Origin of the sequence: Bacillus sp. FJAT-14266 (assembly GCF_001719225.1) — a bacterium.
GTDB classification, from domain to species: Bacteria; Bacillota; Bacilli; order Bacillales; family Bacillaceae; genus Bacillus; species Bacillus subtilis.
The window spans coordinates 2028015-2048881 of record NZ_CP017072.1; the positions used below are offsets into that span (position 1 = coordinate 2028015).

At 43.5% G+C, this 20867-nt stretch carries 22 protein-coding genes and 1 pseudogene; all 23 read left to right on the forward strand.

What is annotated here, in order from left to right:
• The first annotated feature begins 12 nt into the window (after positions 1–12).
• The 23 genes and pseudogenes from mtrB (at position 13) to qcrB (ending at position 20862) form a co-directional block, all read left to right on the forward strand.
• The gene (gene mtrB / locus BGM23_RS10745) at positions 13–240 is read left to right on the forward strand and encodes a trp RNA-binding attenuation protein MtrB (protein ID WP_003230576.1); all 228 of its coding nucleotides are present in this window, start codon (positions 13–15) and stop codon (positions 238–240) included.
• 163 nt (positions 241–403) lie between these two features.
• The gene (gene hepS / locus BGM23_RS10750; protein ID WP_004398550.1) at positions 404–1159 is read left to right on the forward strand and encodes a heptaprenyl diphosphate synthase component 1; all 756 of its coding nucleotides are present in this window, start codon (positions 404–406) and stop codon (positions 1157–1159) included.
• Positions 1160–1165: 6 nt separating this feature from the next.
• A complete protein-coding gene (gene menG, locus BGM23_RS10755) occupies positions 1166–1867 on the forward strand; it encodes a demethylmenaquinone methyltransferase (protein ID WP_029726765.1) in 702 nt (233 codons plus the stop codon).
• Between the two features lie 25 nt (positions 1868–1892).
• A complete protein-coding gene (gene hepT, locus BGM23_RS10760; protein ID WP_003246013.1) occupies positions 1893–2855 on the forward strand; it encodes a heptaprenyl diphosphate synthase component II in 963 nt (320 codons plus the stop codon).
• A gap of 115 nt (positions 2856–2970) precedes the next feature.
• The gene (gene ndk / locus BGM23_RS10765) at positions 2971–3420 is read left to right on the forward strand and encodes a nucleoside-diphosphate kinase (protein WP_010886554.1); all 450 of its coding nucleotides are present in this window, start codon (positions 2971–2973) and stop codon (positions 3418–3420) included.
• Between the two features lie 236 nt (positions 3421–3656).
• On the forward strand, positions 3657–4427 hold the full coding sequence (cheR, locus tag BGM23_RS10775) for a protein-glutamate O-methyltransferase CheR (RefSeq protein ID WP_029726766.1): 771 nt from the start codon (positions 3657–3659) through the stop codon (positions 4425–4427).
• 74 nt (positions 4428–4501) lie between these two features.
• Complete coding sequence (gene aroC, locus BGM23_RS10780) at positions 4502–5674, forward strand: chorismate synthase (RefSeq protein ID WP_029726767.1); 1173 nt, start codon at positions 4502–4504, stop codon at positions 5672–5674.
• A complete protein-coding gene (gene aroB, locus BGM23_RS10785; RefSeq protein WP_046663477.1) occupies positions 5674–6762 on the forward strand; it encodes a 3-dehydroquinate synthase in 1089 nt (362 codons plus the stop codon). The genes aroC and aroB overlap by 1 nt, the downstream gene beginning before the upstream one ends.
• Positions 6759–7142, forward strand: a complete 384-nt coding sequence (gene aroH, locus BGM23_RS10790; RefSeq protein WP_004398675.1) for a chorismate mutase — start codon at positions 6759–6761, stop codon at positions 7140–7142. The genes aroB and aroH overlap by 4 nt, the downstream gene beginning before the upstream one ends.
• Before the next feature lie 215 nt (positions 7143–7357).
• A complete protein-coding gene (gene trpE / locus BGM23_RS10795) occupies positions 7358–8905 on the forward strand; it encodes an anthranilate synthase component I (protein ID WP_046663474.1) in 1548 nt (515 codons plus the stop codon).
• A pseudogene (trpD, locus tag BGM23_RS10800) lies at positions 8877–9892 on the forward strand (anthranilate phosphoribosyltransferase). The gene trpE and the pseudogene trpD overlap by 29 nt, the downstream one beginning before the upstream one ends.
• Positions 9885–10637, forward strand: coding sequence for an indole-3-glycerol phosphate synthase TrpC (trpC, locus tag BGM23_RS10805; RefSeq protein WP_046663471.1), 753 nt, complete (start codon positions 9885–9887; stop codon positions 10635–10637). The pseudogene trpD and the gene trpC overlap by 8 nt, the downstream one beginning before the upstream one ends.
• A 4-nt stretch (positions 10638–10641) precedes the next feature.
• Complete coding sequence (locus BGM23_RS10810; RefSeq protein ID WP_046663469.1) at positions 10642–11289, forward strand: phosphoribosylanthranilate isomerase; 648 nt, start codon at positions 10642–10644, stop codon at positions 11287–11289.
• Entirely contained in the window at positions 11270–12472 is a 1203-nt protein-coding gene (trpB, locus tag BGM23_RS10815) for a tryptophan synthase subunit beta (protein ID WP_015383968.1), read from the forward strand. Before BGM23_RS10810 ends, trpB begins: the two co-directional genes overlap by 20 nt.
• The gene (trpA, locus tag BGM23_RS10820) at positions 12465–13268 is read left to right on the forward strand and encodes a tryptophan synthase subunit alpha (RefSeq protein ID WP_003230608.1); all 804 of its coding nucleotides are present in this window, start codon (positions 12465–12467) and stop codon (positions 13266–13268) included. Before trpB ends, trpA begins: the two co-directional genes overlap by 8 nt.
• A gap of 10 nt (positions 13269–13278) precedes the next feature.
• On the forward strand, positions 13279–14361 hold the full coding sequence (hisC, locus tag BGM23_RS10825) for a histidinol-phosphate transaminase (protein WP_046663465.1): 1083 nt from the start codon (positions 13279–13281) through the stop codon (positions 14359–14361).
• 48 nt (positions 14362–14409) lie between these two features.
• The gene (locus BGM23_RS10830) at positions 14410–15525 is read left to right on the forward strand and encodes a prephenate dehydrogenase (protein WP_046663463.1); all 1116 of its coding nucleotides are present in this window, start codon (positions 14410–14412) and stop codon (positions 15523–15525) included.
• Positions 15526–15535: 10 nt separating this feature from the next.
• The gene (gene aroA / locus BGM23_RS10835; RefSeq protein WP_029726773.1) at positions 15536–16822 is read left to right on the forward strand and encodes a 3-phosphoshikimate 1-carboxyvinyltransferase; all 1287 of its coding nucleotides are present in this window, start codon (positions 15536–15538) and stop codon (positions 16820–16822) included.
• A 334-nt stretch (positions 16823–17156) separates the two neighbouring features.
• Entirely contained in the window at positions 17157–18428 is a 1272-nt protein-coding gene (locus tag BGM23_RS10840; RefSeq protein WP_021481536.1) for a tetratricopeptide repeat protein, read from the forward strand.
• A 71-nt stretch (positions 18429–18499) separates the two neighbouring features.
• On the forward strand, positions 18500–19039 hold the full coding sequence (locus BGM23_RS10845) for a ReoY family proteolytic degradation factor (RefSeq protein WP_015251820.1): 540 nt from the start codon (positions 18500–18502) through the stop codon (positions 19037–19039).
• A gap of 54 nt (positions 19040–19093) precedes the next feature.
• The gene (locus BGM23_RS10850) at positions 19094–19540 is read left to right on the forward strand and encodes a YpiF family protein (RefSeq protein WP_029726774.1); all 447 of its coding nucleotides are present in this window, start codon (positions 19094–19096) and stop codon (positions 19538–19540) included.
• Between the two features lie 142 nt (positions 19541–19682).
• On the forward strand, positions 19683–20186 hold the full coding sequence (locus BGM23_RS10855) for a Rieske (2Fe-2S) protein (RefSeq protein ID WP_003230627.1): 504 nt from the start codon (positions 19683–19685) through the stop codon (positions 20184–20186).
• 1 nt (position 20187) lies between these two features.
• Positions 20188–20862 (forward strand): menaquinol-cytochrome c reductase cytochrome b subunit, encoded by a 675-nt coding sequence (gene qcrB, locus BGM23_RS10860; protein ID WP_003225560.1) that lies wholly within the window; start codon positions 20188–20190, stop codon positions 20860–20862.
• Positions 20863–20867 lie beyond the last annotated feature (5 nt).

Sequence of the window (20867 nt, forward strand, 5' to 3'; positions counted from 1 at the left end):
AGGGTGCTATAAATGAACCAAAAGCATTCAAGTGATTTTGTCGTCATTAAAGCCGTTGAGGACGGAGTGAATGTGATCGGCCTGACAAGAGGAACAGACACAAAGTTTCACCATTCCGAAAAACTCGACAAGGGAGAAGTGATCATCGCTCAGTTTACAGAGCATACTTCTGCCATTAAAGTCAGAGGAGAGGCACTGATTCAAACCGCGTACGGAGAAATGAAAAGCGAAAAAAAATAAGCTGGCTGTCCCCGCTGTTAAAAGCAAATGCTCGCAAACAGCGGGAGGATACAGCCAATTTCTTTTTTTTATGCTATAATGATACCTGCGTAAGCGAATGAAAAGATAAAACTCATACATAGATTAAGAAATAAATGTGAATTTGGGGACAAGGGTGATATTTTTGCAAGACATCTACGGAACTTTAGCCAATCTGAACACGAAATTAAAACAAAAGCTGTCTCATCCTTATTTAGCGAAGCATATTTCCGCGCCGAAAATTGATGAGGATAAGCTTCTTCTTTTTCATGCTTTATTTGAAGAAGCTGACATAAAAAACAACGACAGAGAAAATTATATTGTAACAGCGATGCTTGTACAAAGCGCCCTTGATACCCATGATGAAGTGACGACAGCTAGAGTCATAAAACGAGACGAAAACAAAAACCGCCAATTGACTGTTCTCGCGGGCGATTATTTCAGCGGGCTGTACTACTCTTTACTATCTGAAATGAAGGATATCTACATGATTCGGACGCTTGCTACAGCCATTAAAGAAATCAACGAACATAAAATTCGTCTGTATGACCGTTCTTTCAAGGACGAAAACGATTTTTTCGAAAGTGTCGGCATCGTTGAATCAGCTTTATTCCATCGTGTGGCGGAACACTTCAACCTTCCGCGCTGGAAAAAGCTGTCGAGTGATTTTTTTGTATTTAAGCGGCTTATGAACGGAAATGATGCATTTCTGGATGTGATCGGCAGTTTTATACAGCTGGGAAAAACAAAAGAAGAGATATTAGAAGATTGTTTTAAAAAAGCGAAAAACAGCATTGAGTCACTTCTGCCTCTAAATTCACCTATTCAGAACATTTTAATAAACCGTCTGAAGACAATCAGCCAAGATCAAACCTATCATCAGAAAGTGGAAGAAGGGTAAACCATTATGCAGGACTCAAAAGAACAGCGCGTACACGGAGTATTTGAAAAAATATATAAAAACTATGACCAAATGAACTCTGTCATCAGTTTTCAGCAGCATAAAAAATGGCGCGACAAAACGATGCGCATCATGAATGTAAAAGAAGGCGCAAAAGCACTTGATGTCTGCTGCGGAACGGCTGACTGGACGATCGCTCTTGCAAAAGCGGCCGGCAAAAACGGCGAGATCAAGGGCTTGGATTTCAGTGAAAATATGCTGAGTGTCGGCGAGCAGAAAGTAAAAGACGGCGGATTCAGCCAAATTGAACTGCTGCACGGAAATGCGATGGAGCTTCCTTTTGATGATGATACATTTGATTATGTCACCATTGGCTTCGGGCTCCGCAATGTCCCTGATTACTTGACTGTACTAAAAGAGATGAGACGTGTAGTGAAGCCGGGCGGGCAGGTGGTATGTCTGGAAACGTCCCAGCCGGAAATGTTCGGATTCAGACAGGCTTACTTTATGTACTTTAAGTATATTATGCCGTTTTTCGGGAAACTGTTTGCGAAGAGCTATAAAGAATATTCTTGGCTTCAAGAATCAGCCAGAGATTTCCCTGGAATGAAGGAACTGGCAGGCCTGTTTGAAGAGGCGGGCCTGAAAAATGTTAAATATCATTCGTTTACTGGCGGAGTCGCTGCCACGCATATCGGATGGAAATGAAAACACAGATGTTTGGGTGAATGATATGAAATTTAAAATGGCCTACTCTTTTTTAAATGACGATATTGATGTAATCGAAAGAGAACTTGAACAAACCGTACGTTCCGATTACCCGCTTTTAAGCGAGGCAGGTCTTCACCTGCTGCAGGCCGGAGGGAAACGTATTCGGCCTGTTTTCGTGCTGCTTTCTGGCATGTTTGGCGATTACGATATTAATAAGATTAAATATGTCGCCGTCACTCTGGAAATGATTCACATGGCATCTTTGGTTCATGATGATGTCATTGATGATGCAGAGCTTCGCCGAGGAAAACCGACAATCAAAGCAAAGTGGGACAATCGTATTGCGATGTACACAGGCGATTATATGCTTGCGGGATCTCTTGAAATGATGACGAGAATTAACGAACCGAAAGCCCATAGGATTTTGTCACAGACGATCGTTGAAGTTTGTCTAGGGGAAATTGAGCAGATCAAAGACAAATACAACATGGAACAAAATCTCAGAACGTATCTCCGCCGTATCAAAAGAAAAACAGCTCTCTTGATCGCGGTCAGCTGCCAGCTTGGTGCCATTGCGTCTGGAGCTGATGAGAAGATTCATAAGGCATTGTACTGGTTTGGGTATTACGTCGGCATGTCTTATCAGATTATTGATGATATTCTTGATTTTACTTCAACTGAGGAAGAGCTGGGTAAACCCGTAGGAGGAGATTTGCTTCAAGGAAACGTCACATTGCCAGTGCTGTATGCCCTGAAAAATCCTGCATTAAAAAACCAGCTTAAATTGATTAACAGTGAGACAACGCAGGAACAGCTTGAACCAATCATTGAAGAAATCAAAAAAACAGATGCAATTGAAGCATCTATGGCAGTAAGCGAAATGTATCTGCAGAAAGCTTTTCAGAAATTAAACACGCTTCCTCGAGGGCGCGCACGCTCGTCTCTTGCAGCCATCGCAAAATATATCGGTAAAAGAAAATTTTAATTTTTGTAGATATTAAGAAATTTCTCCGCCCCGGATTGATTAATTATCAGAAAGATGTTACGATTTCGGTGTGCAGTGTGAAAGCCTATACATACATAATGATGGGGTGGAGAATATGATGGAAAAGACTTTTATCATGGTGAAACCAGACGGTGTCCAACGTCAGCTCATTGGGGACATTTTATCTAGATTCGAACGTAAGGGCTTACAATTAGCTGGCGCCAAGTTAATGAGAGTGACTGAACAAATGGCTGAGAAACACTACGCCGAACATCAAGGTAAGCCTTTCTTCGGAGAGCTCGTTGAGTTTATTACTTCAGGACCTGTATTCGCAATGGTGTGGGAAGGCGAAAATGTCATTGAAGTGACGAGACAGCTGATCGGGAAGACAAACCCTAAAGAAGCTTTACCTGGTACGATTCGTGGGGATTATGGCATGTTTGTCGGAAAAAACATCATCCACGGCTCTGATTCTCTCGAAAGTGCAGAACGCGAGATTAACATTTTCTTTAAGAATGAAGAATTAGTATCATATCAGCAACTTATGGCAGGCTGGATCTATTAATCATTGTGAAAATAAGCAACAGAGCCGGCATCATATAACGCCGCCGGTTTTTGATCTGTTTTGTAAAGGTTTACATTAAAGTGAATAAAGTGTTGATTGGCAGTGTGCATCAGACCTCTGCCTTTCCCAACGATCTAAAATCAGCTGAAAAGCTGATTTTTTTATTGAAACAATACAATTTCCTGATAAAACAAGCTATACTAGGACAAAAAGACAGCGAGACTGGGAGAGTAGAGATGGATACATACAGCGTATTTACAACGAAATGGAAACAATTAACCGGAGTCGATTTGACACTATATAAAGAAGCACAAATGAAGAGAAGGCTAACGTCACTCTATGAGAAAAAGGGGTTCCAAAGCTTTAAGGACTTTGCTGCGGCATTGGAAAAGGATCAAGCTCTCTTAAATGAAACATTGGACAGAATGACGATCAATGTTTCAGAATTTTATCGTAATTATAAAAGATGGGAAGTTCTTGAGACTGCAATTCTGCCGTTAATCAAGACCTCTAGGCCTTTAAAAATTTGGAGTGCCGCCTGCTCAACGGGGGAGGAGCCATACACGCTTGCCATGCTTTTGGACCAGCAAAAAGGGCTTCCGGGCTATCAGATTTTGGCGACGGATATTGATGAAAAAGCATTGGAAAAAGCTAAAAAAGGCGTTTATCAGGAGCGGTCTTTACAGGAAGTGCCGCTATCTGTGAAAGATCGTTATTTTACGCAAAACGCAAATAGAAGTTATGAAGTGAAATCGGAAATCAAAAAGAATATTACATTCAAAAAGCACAATTTGCTGGCGGATCGTTATGAACAAGACTTTGACTTAATCGTGTGCCGCAATGTATTTATTTATTTTACAGAAAGCGCGAAGGAAGAGCTGTATTTAAAAATGGCACATAGCTTGAAGAAGAATGGAGTTCTTTTTGTCGGCAGCACCGAGCAAATCTTCAACCCCGAGAAATTTGGCCTAGTCCCAGCCGATACATTCTTTTATCAAAAAAGATAGACTGACTTTTTGCTGAAAAATATGTTATAGTAGTCTTACTTAAAAGCGTTAATGCGATGAAGGGAGAAGAAGTCATGAGATATTTAACAGCCGGAGAATCACACGGCCCCCAACTGACAACCATTATTGAGGGTGTACCTGCCGGGCTTTACATAACGGAGGAAGATATCAATTTTGAGCTTGCCAGACGCCAAAAAGGACACGGCCGCGGCCGCCGCATGCAGATCGAAAAAGACCAGGCCAAAATTATGAGCGGGGTGCGCCATGCACGTACACTCGGTTCACCAATTGCTCTCGTAGTTGAAAATAACGATTGGAAGCATTGGACAAAAATCATGGGCGCCGCTCCAATTACAGAAGATGAAGAAAAGGAAATGAAGCGCCAGATTTCCAGACCTAGACCTGGGCACGCTGACTTAAACGGTGCAATTAAATATAATCATCGTGATATGAGAAATGTGCTTGAGCGTTCTTCAGCAAGGGAAACAACTGTCAGAGTGGCGGCAGGGGCTGTAGCTAAAAAGATTCTTTCTGAGCTTGGCATTAAGGTGGCGGGCCACGTGTTGCAAATTGGCGCTGTTAAAGCTGAAAAAACAGAATATACGTCAATTGAAGACCTGCAGCGCGTAACGGAAGAGTCTCCTGTCAGATGCTACGATGAAGAGGCAGGCAAAAAAATGATGGCTGCCATTGATGAAGCAAAGGCAAACGGAGATTCCATCGGCGGAATAGTAGAAGTCATTGTCGAGGGAATGCCGGTAGGCGTGGGCAGCTATGTCCATTATGACCGCAAGCTGGATAGCAAGCTTGCTGCCGCTGTACTGTCAATTAATGCATTTAAAGGTGTGGAATTCGGGATCGGATTTGAGGCGGCAGGCCGAAATGGAAGCGAAGTCCATGACGAGATCATTTGGGACAAGGAAAAAGGATACACCCGTGCTACTAACAGACTTGGCGGACTGGAAGGCGGCATGACGACAGGGATGCCGATTGTTGTCCGCGGAGTCATGAAGCCGATTCCGACTTTGTATAAACCGCTGAAAAGTGTCGATATTGAAACGAAAGAACCGTTTTCTGCCAGCATTGAACGTTCAGACAGCTGTGCTGTTCCTGCGGCAAGTGTAGTCGCTGAAGCGGCTGTCGCTTGGGAAATTGCGAACGCAGTCGTTGAACAATTCGGATTAGATCAAATTGACCGCATTAGAGAAAATGTGGAGAATATGAGAAAACTGTCGAGGGAATTTTAATGAAGACACTGCATGTTCAAACTGCTTCCTCGTCATATCCTGTTTTTATCGGACAAGGTATCAGAAAAAAGGCTTGCGAACTATTAACCTCTTTAAACAGGGCTTTAACAAGGATTATGCTTGTTACGGATGAAGAAGTGGACCGCCTGTATGGTGATGAAATGCTCCATTTGCTGCAAGAAAAATGGCCTGTGAAAAAAGTGACGGTACCGAGTGGAGAGCAGGCAAAATCCATGGACATGTACACAAAATTGCAGAGTGAAGCGATTCGATTTCATATGGATCGCTCCTCATGCATCATCGCTTTTGGAGGCGGTGTTGTAGGAGATCTTGCCGGTTTTGTGGCTGCCACTTTTATGCGCGGCATTGATTTCATCCAAATGCCTACGACGCTCTTGGCGCATGACAGCGCAGTCGGAGGAAAAGTAGCCGTGAACCATCCGCTTGGAAAAAATCTAATCGGTGCGTTTTATCAGCCGAAAGCCGTGCTCTATGATACAGATTTCCTGCGTTCCCTGCCTGAAAAAGAGCTTAGGTCCGGAATGGCAGAAGTGATTAAACACGCTTTTATCTATGACAGAGCGTTTCTGGAGGAGCTGCTGAATATCCACTCACTGCGTGATATCACTAATGATCAGATGAATGACATGATTTTTAAAGGTATTTCAATTAAAGCGTCTGTCGTTCAGCAGGATGAAAAAGAAGAGGGGATAAGAGCTTACTTAAACTTCGGGCACACGCTCGGTCATGCCGTTGAGGCGGAATATGGATACGGGCAGATCACTCACGGTGATGCCGTAGCCCTCGGAATGCAGTTTGCTTTATATATAAGCGAAAAGACTGTAGGCTGTGAAATGGACAGAAAACGTTTGGTCAGCTGGCTAAAAAGCCTGGGTTATCCAAGTCAAATCAGAAAAGAGACGGAAACTTCGGTTCTCTTGGACCGTATGATGAATGATAAGAAAACCCGTGGCGGGAAGATTCAGTTTATTGTGCTCAACGAATTAGGAAAAGTTGCTGATCATACATTTTCCAGAAATGAACTTGAGAGCTGGCTGAACAAATGGCGATTGGAGGAGACATCATGATGATTCGCGGAATTCGCGGAGCAACTACAGTTGAACGGGATACTGAAGAAGAAATTTTACAAAAAACAAAACAGCTGTTAGAGAAAATCATAGAAGAAAATCATACAAAACCGGAAGATGTTGTTCAAATGCTTCTGTCGGCTACACCTGATTTGCACGCTGTTTTCCCGGCAAAAGCTGTTCGCGAGCTTTCAGGATGGCAGTATGTACCGGTAACATGTATGCAGGAAATGGACGTAACAGGCGGTCTGAAAAAGTGCATAAGAGTCATGATGACGGTCCAGACAGATGTCCCTCAGGATCAGATCAGACATGTATATTTAGAAAAAGCCGTCGTATTAAGGCCCGATTTATCATTGACAAAAAATACTGAATTGTAATACGATAAGAACAGCTTAGAAATACACAAGAGTGTGTATAAAGCAATTAGAATGAGTTGAGTTAGAGAATAGGGTAGCAGAGAATGAGTTTAGTTGAGCTGAGACATTATGTTTATTCTACCCAAAAGAAGTCTTTCTTTTGGGTTTATTTGTTATATAGTATTTTATCCTCTCATGCCATCTTCTCATTCTCCTTGCCATAAGGAGTGAGAGCAATGAATTTCCAATCAAACATTTCCGCATTTTTAGAGGACAGCTTGTCCCACCACACGATACCGATTGTGGAGACCTTCACAGTCGATACACTGACACCCATTCAAATGATAGAGAAGCTTGACAGGGAGATTACGTATCTTCTTGAAAGCAAGGACGATACATCCACTTGGTCCAGATATTCATTTATCGGCCTGAATCCATTTCTTACAATTAAAGAAGAGCAGGGCCGTTTTTCGGCCGCTGATCAGGACAGCAAATCTCTTTACACAGGAAATGAACTAAAAGAAGTGCTGAACTGGATGAATACCACATACAAAATCAAAACACCTCAGCTTGGCATTCCTTTTGTCGGCGGAGCTGTCGGGTACTTAAGCTATGATATGATCCCGCTGATTGAGCCTTCTGTTCCTTCGCATACAAAAGAAACAGACATGGAAAAGTGCATGCTGTTTGTTTGCCGGACATTAATTGCGTATGATCATGAAACCAAAAACGTCCACTTTATCCAATATGCAAGGCTTAATGGAGAGGAAACAGAAAACGAAAAAATGGATGTATTCCATCAAAATCATCTGGAGCTCCAAAATCTCATCGAAAAAATGATGGACCAAAAAAACATAAAAGAGCTGTTTCTCTCTGCTGATTCATACAAGACACCCAGCTTTGAGACGGTATATTCTAATTATGAAAAATCGGCTTTTATGGCTGATGTAGAAAAAATCAAAAGCTATATAAAAGCAGGCGATATCTTCCAGGGTGTTTTATCACAAAAATTTGAGGTGCCGATAAAAGCAGATGCTTTTGAGTTATACCGAGTGCTTAGGATCGTCAATCCTTCGCCGTATATGTATTATATGAAACTGCTAGACAGAGAAATAGTCGGCAGCTCTCCGGAACGGTTAATACACGTTCAAGACGGGCACTTAGAAATCCATCCGATTGCCGGTACGAGAAAACGCGGTGCAGACAAAGCTGAAGATGAGAGACTGAAGGTTGAACTCATGAAGGATGAAAAAGAAAAAGCGGAGCATTACATGCTCGTTGATCTTGCCCGAAACGATATCGGCAGAGTAGCAGAGTATGGTTCTGTTTCTGTGCCGGAGTTCACAAAAATTGTTTCCTTTTCACATGTCATGCACATTATCTCGGTGGTTACAGGCCGATTGAAAAAAGGGGTTCATCCTGTCGATGCACTGATGTCTGCTTTCCCGGCGGGGACTTTAACAGGCGCACCCAAAATCCGTGCCATGCAGCTTTTGCAAGAGCTCGAGCCAACACCGAGAGAGACATACGGAGGATGTATTGCCTACATTGGGTTTGACGGGAATATCGACTCTTGTATTACGATTCGCACGATGAGTGTAAAGAACGGCGTTGCATCGATACAGGCAGGTGCTGGCATTGTTGCTGATTCTGTTCCGGAAGCCGAATACGAAGAAAGCTGTAATAAAGCCGGTGCGTTGCTGAAAACGATTCATATTGCAGAAGACATGTTTCATAGCAAGGAGGATAAAGCTGATGAACAGATTTCTACAATTGTGCGTTGATGGAAAAACCCTTACTGCCGGTGAGGCTGAAACGCTGATGAATATGATGATGGCAGCGGAAATGACTCCTTCTGAAATGGGTGGTATATTGTCTATTCTTGCTCATCGGGGGAGACGCCAGAAGAGCTTGCGGGTTTTGTGAAGGCCATGCGGGCACACGCTCTTACAGTCGATGGACTTCCTGATATTGTTGATACATGCGGAACAGGGGGAGACGGTATTTCCACTTTTAATATCTCAACGGCCTCGGCAATTGTTGCCTCGGCAGCTGGCGCGAAAATCGCTAAGCATGGCAATCGCTCTGTCTCTTCTAAAAGCGGAAGCGCTGATGTTTTAGAGGAGCTAGAGGTTTCTATTCAAACGACTCCCGAAAAGGTCAAAAGCAGCATTGAAACAAACAACATGGGATTTCTTTTTGCGCCGCTTTACCATTCGTCTATGAAACATGTAGCAGGTACTAGAAAAGAGCTAGGTTTCAGAACGGTATTTAATCTGCTTGGGCCGCTCAGCAATCCTTTACAGGCGAAGCGTCAGGTGATTGGGGTCTATTCTGTTGAAAAAGCTGGACTGATGGCAAGCGCACTGGAGACGTTTCAGCCGAAGCACGTCATGTTTGTATCAAGCCGTGACGGTTTAGATGAGCTTTCAATTACAGCACCGACCGACGTGATTGAATTAAAGGACGGAGAGCGCCGGGAATATACCGTTTCACCCGAAGATTTCGGTTTCACAAATGGCAGACTTGAAGATTTACAGGTGCAGTCACCGAAAGAGAGCGCCTATCTCATTCAGAATATTTTTGAAAATAAAAGCAGCAGTTCCGCTTTATCTATTACGGCTTTTAATGCGGGAGCTGCGATTTACACGGCGGGAATTACCGCCTCACTGAAGGAAGGAACGGAGCTGGCGTTAGAGACGATTACAAGCGGAGGCGCTGCCGCGCAGCTTGAACGACTAAAGCAGAAAGAGGAAGAGATCTATGCTTGAAAAAATCATCAAACAAAAGAAAGAAGAAGTGAAAACACTGGTTCTGCCGGTAGAGCAGCCTTTCAAGAAACGTTCATTTAAGGAGGCGCTGGCAAGCCCGAATCGGTTTATCGGGTTGATTGCCGAAGTGAAGAAAGCATCGCCGTCAAAAGGGCTTATTAAAGAGAATTTTGTGCCTGTGCAGATTGCAAAAGACTATGAGGCTGCGAAGGCAGATGCGATTTCCGTTTTAACAGACACCCCGTTTTTTCAAGGGGAAAACAGCTATTTATCAGACGTAAAGCGTGCTGTTTCGATTCCTGTACTTAGAAAAGATTTTATTATTGATTCTCTTCAAGTAGAGGAATCAAGAAGAATCGGAGCGGATGCCATATTGTTAATCGGCGAGGTGCTTGATCCCTTACACCTTCATGAATTATATCTTGAAGCAGGTGAAAAGGGGATGGACGTGTTAGTGGAGGTTCATGATGCATCAACGCTAGAACAAATATTGAAAGTGTTCACACCCGACATTCTCGGCGTAAATAATCGAAACCTAAAAACGTTTGAAACATCTGTAAAGCAGACAGAACAAATCGCATCTCTCGTTCCGAAAGAATCCTTGCTTGTCAGCGAAAGCGGAATCGGTTCTTTAGAACATTTAACATTTGTCAATGAACATGGGGCGCGAGCTGTACTTATCGGTGAATCATTGATGAGACAAACTTCTCAGCGTAAAGAAATCCATGCTTTGTTTGGGGAGTGAGGTTGTGAAGAAACCGGCATTAAAATATTGCGGTATTCGGTCACTAAAGGATTTGCAGCTTGCGGCGGAATCACAGGCTGATTACCTAGGATTTATTTTTGCTGAAAGCAAACGAAAAGTATCTCCGCAAGATGTGAAAAAATGGCTGAACCAAGCTCGTGTCGAAAAACAGGTTGCAGGTGTTTTTGTTAATGAATCAATAGAGACGATGTCACGTATTGCCAAGAGCTTGAAGCTCGACGTCATTCAGCTTCACGGTGATGAAAAACCGGCGGATGCTGCTGCTCTTCGCAAGCTGACAGGCTGTGAAATATGGAAGGCGCTTCACCATCAAGGTAACACAACTCAAGAAATAGCCCGCTTTAAAGATAATGTTGACGGCTTTGTGATTGATTCATCTGTAAAAGGGTCTAGAGGCGGAAATGGTGTTGCATTTTCTTGGGAATGTGTGCCGGAATATCAGCAGGCGGCTATTGGTAAACGCTGCTTTATCGCTGGCGGCGTGAATCCGGATAGCATCACCAGCCTATTGAAATGGCAGCCAGAAGGAATTGACCTTGCCAGCGGAATTGAAAAAAACGGACAAAAAGATCAGAATCTGATGAGTCTTTTAGAAGAAAGGATGAACCGATATGTATCCATATCCGAATGAAATAGGCAGATACGGTGATTTTGGCGGAAAGTTTGTTCCGGAAACACTCATGCAGCCGTTAGATGAAATAGAAACAGCATTTAAACAAATCAAGGATGATCCCGCTTTTCGTGAAGAGTATTATAAGCTGTTAAAGGACTATTCCGGACGGCCGACTGCATTAACATACGCTGATCGAGTCACTGAATACTTAGGCGGCGCGAAAATCTATTTGAAACGAGAAGATTTAAACCATACAGGTTCTCATAAAATCAATAATGCGCTAGGTCAAGCGCTGCTTGCTAAAAAAATGGGCAAAACGAAAATCATTGCTGAAACCGGTGCCGGCCAGCATGGCGTTGCCGCTGCAACAGTTGCAGCCAAATTCGGCTTTTCCTGTACTGTGTTTATGGGTGAAGAGGATGTTGCCCGCCAGTCTCTGAACGTTTTCCGCATGAAGCTTCTTGGAGCGGAGGTAGTGCCTGTAACAAGCGGAAACGGAACATTGAAGGATGCCACAAATGAGGCGATCCGGTACTGGGTTCAGCATTGTGAGGATCACTTTTATATGATTGGATCAGTTGTCGGCCCGCATCCTTATCCGCAAGTGGTCCGTGAATTTCAAAAAATGATCGGAGAGGAAGCGAAGGATCAGTTGAAACGTATTGAAGGCACTCTGCCTGATAAAGTAGTGGCATGTGTAGGCGGAGGAAGCAATGCGATGGGTATGTTTCAGGCATTTTTAAATGAAGATGTTGAACTGATCGGCGCTGAAGCAGCAGGAAAAGGAATTGATACGCCTCTTCATGCCGCCACTATTTCGAAAGGAACCGTAGGGGTTATTCACGGTTCATTGACTTATCTCATTCAGGATGAATTCGGGCAAATTATTGAGCCCTACTCTATTTCAGCCGGTCTCGACTATCCTGGAATCGGTCCGGAGCACGCATACTTGCATAAGAGCGGCCGTGTCACTTATGACAGTATCACTGATGAAGAAGCGGTGGATGCATTAAAGCTTTTGTCAGAAAAAGAGGGGATTTTGCCGGCAATCGAATCTGCCCATGCGTTAGCGAAAGCATTCAAACTCGCCAAAGGAATGGATCGCGGTCAACTCATTCTCGTCTGTTTATCAGGCCGGGGAGACAAGGATGTCAACACATTAATGAAGGTATTGGAAGAAGAGGTGAAAGCCCATGTTTAAATTGGATCTTCAACCATCAGAAAAATTGTTTATCCCGTTTATTACGGCGGGCGATCCAGTTCCTGAGGTTTCGATTGAACTGGCGAAGTCACTCCAAAAAGCAGGCGCCACTGCATTGGAGCTTGGTGTTGCATACTCTGACCCGCTTGCAGACGGTCCGGTGATCCAGAGGGCTTCAAAGCGGGCACTTGATCAAGGAATGAATATCGTAAAGGCAATCGAATTAGGCGGAGAAATGAAAAAAAACGGAGTGAATATTCCGATTATCCTCTTTACGTATTATAATCCTGTGTTACAATTGAACAAAGAATACTTTTTCGCTTTACTGCGGGAAAATCATATTGACGGTCTGCTTGTTCCGGATCTGCCACTAGAAGAAAGCAACAGCCTTCAAGAGGAATGTAAAAGCCATGAGGTGACGTATATTTCTTTGGTTGCGCCGACAAGCGAAAGCCGTTTGAAAACCATTATTGAACAAGCCGAGGGCTTCGTCTACTGTGTGTCTTCTCTGGGTGTGACCGGTGTCCGCAATGAGTTCAATTCATCCGTGTACCCGTTCATTCGGACAGTGAAGAATCTCAGCACTGTTCCGGTCGCTGTAGGGTTCGGTATATCAAACCGTGAACAGGTCATAAAGATGAATGAAATTAGTGACGGTGTCGTAGTGGGAAGTGCGCTCGTCAGAAAAATAGAAGAATTAAAGGACCGGCTCATCAGCGCTGAAACGAGAAATCAGGCGCTGCAGGAGTTTGAGGATTATGCAATGGCGTTTAGCGGCTTGTACAGTTTAAAATGAGGTGACTGATTTGCGTATCAAAGAACATTTAAAACAGCTGAAGCCTTATCAGCCTGGAAAGCCGATTGAAGCAGTGAAATCAGAATATGGCTTGGATAAAGTTGTGAAGCTTGCTTCAAACGAGAATCCTTACGGCTGTTCAGAGGCTGCAAAAGAGGCGCTTCATCATGAGATTCAACAGCTAGCCCTTTACCCGGACGGGTATAGCGCCGCTTTGCGGACAAGGCTCAGTAAGCACCTCAATGTCAGCGAAACATCACTTATTTTCGGCAACGGTTCTGATGAAATCATTCAGATCATCTGCCGGGCATTTCTAAACAATAAAACCAATACGATCACTGCTGCCCCGACTTTTCCGCAATATAAACATAATGCGGTTATTGAAGGTGCTGAAGTGCGTGAAATTGCACTTCGTCCCGACGGCTCACATGATTTAGACGCCATGTTAGAAGCCATCGACGAACAGACACAAGTCGTTTGGATATGCAGCCCGAATAATCCGACTGGCACTTATACATCTGAAGGAGAATTACTCGCATTTCTGGAGCGCGTTCCTTCACGTGTCCTTGTTGTTCTTGACGAAGCATATTATGAATATGTAACAGCAGAGGATTACCCGGAAACCGTGCCGCTCTTAAGCAAGTATTCCAATTTGATGATTTTGCGCACATTTTCAAAGGCATACGGTCTGGCAGCGCTCAGAGTCGGATACGGAATTGCTGACGAGAGCCTGATTCGCCAGATTGAGCCGGCGAGAGAGCCGTTTAATACGAGCCGTCTGGGCCAGGCTGCGGCGATTGCAGCACTTGATGATCAAGCGTTTATTGCTTCCTGTGTCGAGCAAAATAATGCAGGCCTTCAGCAGTATTATGATTTTGCGAAAACTCATGGTTTAAAGTGTTACCCTTCACAGACAAATTTTGTGTTAATTGACTTTAAACGTCCTGCTGATGAACTGTTTCAGGCTCTGCTGGAAAAAGGCTATATCGTCCGGTCAGGAAACGCATTAGGTTTCCCGACATCACTCCGGATTACGATCGGAACAAAAGAGCAAAATGAAGAAATACTTGCCATTTTAGCTGAAATTTTATAAGAGGTGATCAAATATCACCTCTTTAGTCTATAAACCAGGTGATGACGTATGAATCAAATGAAAGATACAATATTGCTCGCCGGTCTCGGATTGATAGGCGGTTCGATTGCCCTAGCCATCAAAAAAAATCATCCCGGCAAATGGATTATCGGAATCGACATCTCTGATGAACAGGCGGTAGCGGCATTAAAATTAGGTGTGATAGACGATCGTGCTGATTCGTTTATTAGCGGTGCGAAAGAGGCAGCTACAGTAATCATTGCGACACCTGTCGAACAAACACTGGTTATGCTTGAAGAGCTGGCTCATTCAGGAATTGAACATGAGCTTTTGATTACGGATGTAGGAAGCACAAAGCAAAAAGTGGTTGATTACGCTGATCAAGTGCTGCCTAGCCGCTATCAATTTGTCGGAGGGCATCCGATGGCGGGTTCACATAAATCAGGAGTGGCCGCTGCGAAGGAGTTCCTGTTTGAAAATGCATTTTATATTTTAACGCCAGGCCAGAAAACGGACAAACAAGCTGTGGAACAGTTAAAAAACCTGCTGAAGGGGACGAATGCCCATTTTGTGGAAATGTCGCCAGAGGAGCATGATGGTGTTACAAGTGTAATCAGTCATTTTCCGCATATTGTAGCAGCTAGTCTTGTTCACCAAACCCATCATTCGGAAAACCTGTATCCGCTTGTTAAACGTTTTGCTGCCGGCGGATTCAGAGATATTACAAGGATTGCATCAAGCAGCCCGGCAATGTGGCGGGATATTTTATTACATAATAAAGATAAAATCTTAGACCGTTTTGATGAGTGGATTCGTGAAATTGACAAGATCCGTACATATGTAGAACAAGAAGATGCGGAAAATCTATTTCGTTATTTTAAAACCGCCAAGGATTATCGTGACGGGCTGCCGCTTCGGCAGAAGGGAGCGATACCTGCATTTTATGATTTATATGTGGATGTACCCGATCATCCGGGTGTAATATCCGAGATAACAGCGATCTTAGCTGCGGAGCGCATCAGTATCACGAATATCCGCATTATCGAAACACGAGAGGATATTAACGGGATTTTAAGGATCAGTTTTCAGTCTGATGACGACCGCAAAAGGGCAGAACAATGCATTGAAGCCCGGGCGGAATATGAAACTTTTTATGCTGATTGAGGTGGAAAAAATGAAACGAGAAAAGGTGCAGACCTTACATGGAGAAATACATATTCCCGGTGATAAATCCATTTCTCACCGCTCTGTTATGTTTGGCGCGCTAGCGGCAGGCACAACAACAGTTAAAAACTTTCTGCCGGGAGCAGATTGTCTGAGCACGATCGATTGCTTTAGAAAAATGGGTGTTCACATTGAGCAAAGCGGCAGCGATGTCGTGATTCATGGAAAAGGAATCGATGCCCTGAAAGAGCCAGAAAGCCTTTTAGATGTCGGAAATTCAGGTACAACGATTCGCCTGATGCTCGGAATATTGGCGGGCCGTCCTTTTTACAGCGCGGTAGCCGGAGATGAGAGCATTGCGAAGCGCCCAATGAAGCGTGTGACTGAGCCTTTGAAAAAAATGGGGGCTAAAATCGACGGCAGAGCCGGCGGAGAGTTTACACCGCTGTCAGTGAGCGGCGCTTCATTAAAAGGAATTGATTATGTATCACCTGTTGCAAGCGCGCAAATTAAATCTGCTGTTTTGCTGGCCGGATTACAGGCTGAGGGCACAACAACTGTAACAGAGCCCCATAAATCTCGGGACCACACTGAGCGGATGCTTTCTGCTTTTGGCGTTAAGCTTTCTGAAGATCAAACGAGTGTTTCCATTGCTGGTGGCCAGAAACTGACAGCTGCTGATATTTTTGTTCCTGGAGACATTTCTTCAGCCGCGTTTTTCCTTGCTGCTGGCGCGATGGTTCCAAACAGCAGAATTGTATTGAAAAACGTAGGTTTAAATCCGACTCGGACAGGTATTATTGATGTCCTTCAAAACATGGGGGCAAAACTTGAAATCAAACCATCTGCTGATAGCGGTGCAGAGCCTTATGGAGATTTGATTATAGAAACGTCATCTCTAAAGGCAGTTGAAATCGGAGGAGATATCATTCCGCGTTTAATTGATGAGATCCCTATCATCGCGCTTCTTGCGACTCAGGCGAAAGGAACGACCGTTATCAAGGACGCGGCAGAGCTAAAAGTGAAAGAAACAAACCGTATTGATACTGTTGTTTCTGAGCTTCGCAAGCTGGGTGCTGAAATTGAACCGACAGCAGATGGAATGAAGGTTTATGGCAAACAAACGTTGAAAGGCGGCGCTGCAGTGTCCAGCCACGGAGATCATCGAATCGGAATGATGCTTGGTATTGCTTCCTGTATAACGGAGGAGCCGATTGAAATCGAGCACACGGATGCCATTCACGTTTCTTATCCAACCTTCTTCGAGCATTTAAATAAGCTTTCGAAAAAATCCTGAAGTTTTACTTCAGGATTTTTTATGCAGATCATAATTCGAGGCGAAAAAACATAGCTTGTCTTATAGAGGGGATAGAAAAACGAAAAGGGGGGATGTGCTTTACTTACAAGCCGGCAGGTCAAAGAGCTGCTTTACTGTACAGAGGGCGATCTTCCTTTTTTCATTTTCTATCTCAAGATCTTTTGGTAAACTAATAAGACTCAATAATTCCCTTCCGTACAGAAGCATCTTATTTGCCGGGGGCATTCGTCTGAATTATGATAAGATTAACCCGAACAAATAAAGCTTTTTTGTATGGTTGATGTTGTATAGGAAAAGAAAGGACCGGTCCGATTTGAATACATTGATTCAAGAAGCCATAAAATTAGTTGAAGCAGGTGAAACAGAAAAAGGCCTCAACACGCTCTCGAAGGCTGAAAAACAGCTGCATGATGAAGATAAAGCCATTGCAGCCCAGCTTTATTACGAGTGGGGCGATGTAGAAAAAGCAATTTCACTGATTAGTGATCTACATGATTTATATCCAAATGAAACAGAACTGACGAATTTCTACGCTGAACTTTTAATAGATATTGACGAAGAAGAAAAAGCCCTCGCTGTGCTGGAGACTATTCCGGAAACAGATCCATCATATCCGGAAAGTTTGCTGCTTATGGCGGATCTTTATCAGATGCAGGGGTTATTCGAAGTCAGTGAACAAAAGCTTTTACAGGCAAAGTCCATTCTGGACAATGAACCTGTTATTGATTTTGCACTGGGAGAACTTTACTTTGCTCAGGGAGCCTATGCAAAAGCGGTTCAATATTTTAAAACAACGGCTGAGGAGCAGAGTGAGATCGGAGGCGTTAATGTCCATCAAAGACTGGCAGAATCGTTAAGTGCCTCAGGTGAATTTGAGGATGCCATTCCATGGTATGAGAAAGCTGTCGATGAGAATCCTGATCCTAATACGATTTTCGGCTATGGTTTTACAGCCTTACAGGCGGGGCTTGTGAAAACAGCTATTAAGCAGCTGTCTGATTTAAAGGAGCTTGATCCATCTTATACTTCACTTTATATGCCGCTCTCGAAAAGCTATGAAGCTGAAGGAATGTATGAAGAGGCATTAAAAACGGCAAAAGAGGGGATCAGATATGATGAATATAACAAAGAACTTTTCCTTTATGCCGCCAAAATGGCCTTAAAAATCGGGAAGTCAGAAGAGGGGAAAAAGCTGCTTCAGGAGGCGCTTGCGCTTGATCCGGGCTTTGTCGAGGCGCTTCATACACTTCTTGCCGTGTATCACAAAGAAGAGGATTATGATCAGATCATTGATCTTATTCAAGAGGTTCGAAGCTACGGTGAAGAAGATCCTAAATACAATTGGTATCTTGCAAGCGCATATACTGAATTAGAGCAATACGAGGAAGCAAAACAATCCTTTGAGGCTGCCTATCTTCATTACCGGGAGGATAGAGATTTCTTATATGAATACGCAAGCTTCCTATTAGAAGAAGGCCTTCAAAAAGAAGCGCTGCCGCTTTTGAAAAAGGTTCTTGAAATGGACGGAGCCAATGAAGAGCTTGAAGAAACGATTTTGCGAATCGAGGATGAATTTTCTAGATAAGCAGGAATATTAACCATTCATGTGGAACATATAAGTATATAGATTATACGAACGATAGAGGAGGGAATTACATGCAGACCCCTGTTTCTGTCAATGAGAAAAAAGATTTTATCCGTTGGTTTTTAAACCATTATCAGTTAAAGCGCCGAGAGTGCGTTTGGATCTTGAACTACTTAATGAGCCATGATTCTCTCATGGAGAAGGTTCATTTTGTGGAGCAGGCTGAATTTTGCCCGAGAGGCATTATAATGTCAACACATTGTGTTGAAGAAGTTCCGTTCCGGTTCTATAAAGAGAATGTCATGACTACCGACGCGGAAAAATCTTTTCATGATATTAGATTAAATAAACAGCAGGATTTGTTTATCCAGCTTAATTTCCGTTCGGCTTACAGCTCACCTGAATATGCGGCGGTGCTGGAGTCCAACCCGCATATTCCGAAAAACCTTTTTGAGAATAAAAAAGATCAGGGATTGGCGGAACAGATTTTAGAGCACGCTATTTCCACATTCCAAAGAGAAAAATTATTAAAAGACATTGACGAGGCGTTAGATCGTCATGATAAAGAGGCATTTGAACAATTATCGCGCCAATTAAATCAGCTCACATAATATGACCAGCCTTGCAGTGAATTGCAAGGCTTGTTGCCGTAAAGGGGGAGAACGATGAGGTGGAGAATCACTGATGCCAAGGACTATTTACAAGCTAAGGATTACATTGATACCGCTGTCATACCATTAATTAACATAAGGGTTAATAACCATTTTAAAATGGCGGCGGAGAAAGGCGAGTTTACGCAGCTTCTCTCAGAAGAACTTGAAAGGCAGTTAAAGGGACGGGTATATTTACTTCCGCCTTATACATATGTTGATAGAAATGAAATAACCGTTCAAGGGCTTAAGGATTTGCGGGAAGAGCTGATAACGGAATTTCCGCATGTTGTCCTGCTCACATCTGACGAAAGTTGGAGAGCTGAGGAGGCGTTAGGCAAAATGATTGTTACACCGTCTGTTCCATTAGAGCATTTAAATGACTCTTTAAAAAGAAAAATATTGGATGAACGCACTGCTGAAATTTTGAACGTTTTGTTACAGTTATGGAGCACTTCATAAAAACACTTACATTTCCTTATAAACAATATTTTGGCTATATTGACCTTGCTGAGAGATTCATATATTATGAGGGTGTCTAGAGTTATTGCAATATTTTCTATTTTAGTCAGTTTGCAGGGGTGACCTAGAGGGGGGAGAAGAGATGGGCGGAAAACATGATATATCCAGACGTCAATTTTTGAATTACACGCTCACAGGCGTAGGAGGTTTTATGGCGGCTAGTATGCTCATGCCTATGGTTCGCTTCGCACTCGACCCGGTATTAAAATCGACAGGGAAGCAGGATATGGTTCAGGTTGTCAGCGTTGATGAGTTGACAAAAGAGCCGCAGCGCTTTGATTTTAAAATTAATCAAGTCGATGCCTGGTATGAGTCAGAAGAGTCAAGATCAGCCTGGGTCTTCAAAAACGGGGATGAAATTGTAGCACTTTCGCCAATTTGTAAACATTTAGGGTGTACGGTGAACTGGAATAGTGATCCTAAAAACCCGAATAAATTCTTTTGTCCATGCCATTACGGACTCTATGAAAAGGACGGCACCAATGTCCCTGGCACGCCGCCGCTTGCGCCTCTTGATCATTATGAGCAAGAAGTAAAAGACGGCTTCCTGTATCTTGGAAAAGCAAAGCCTAAGGGGGAAGGGTGACATGCTGAACAAAATTTATGACTGGGTAGACGAGCGGCTTGATATTACACCGATGTGGAGGGATATTGCCGATCACGAAGTACCGGAACATGTGAATCCCGCCCATCATTTCTCTGCGTTTGTGTATTGCTTTGGGGGACTGACGTTTTTTGTAACCGTTATCCAAGTATTATCTGGAATGTTTTTAACGATGTATTATGTGCCTGATATCAAAAATGCCTGGGAATCGGTATATTATTTGCAAAATGAAGTGGCATTCGGCCAGATTGTCAGGGGGATGCACCACTGGGGTGCGAGCCTGGTCATTGTGATGATGTTTTTACATACGCTGAGGGTCTTTTTCCAAGGCGCGTATAAAAAACCGCGCGAGCTGAACTGGATTGTCGGTGTGCTGATCTTTTTTGTTATGCTCGGTCTTGGCTTTACAGGCTACTTGCTTCCTTGGGATATGAAGGCTCTGTTTGCAACAAAAGTCGGGCTGCAGATCGCCGAAGCCACGCCTTTGATCGGAACGCAAGTTAAAACGCTCCTTGCAGGGCATCCGGATATTGTAGGCGCCCAAACGCTGACTAGGTTTTTTGCGATCCATGTATTTTTTCTTCCTGCCGCATTGTTCGGGCTGATGGCTGCACATTTTATTATGATCCGGAAGCAGGGGATTTCAGGACCGCTTTAAACTCT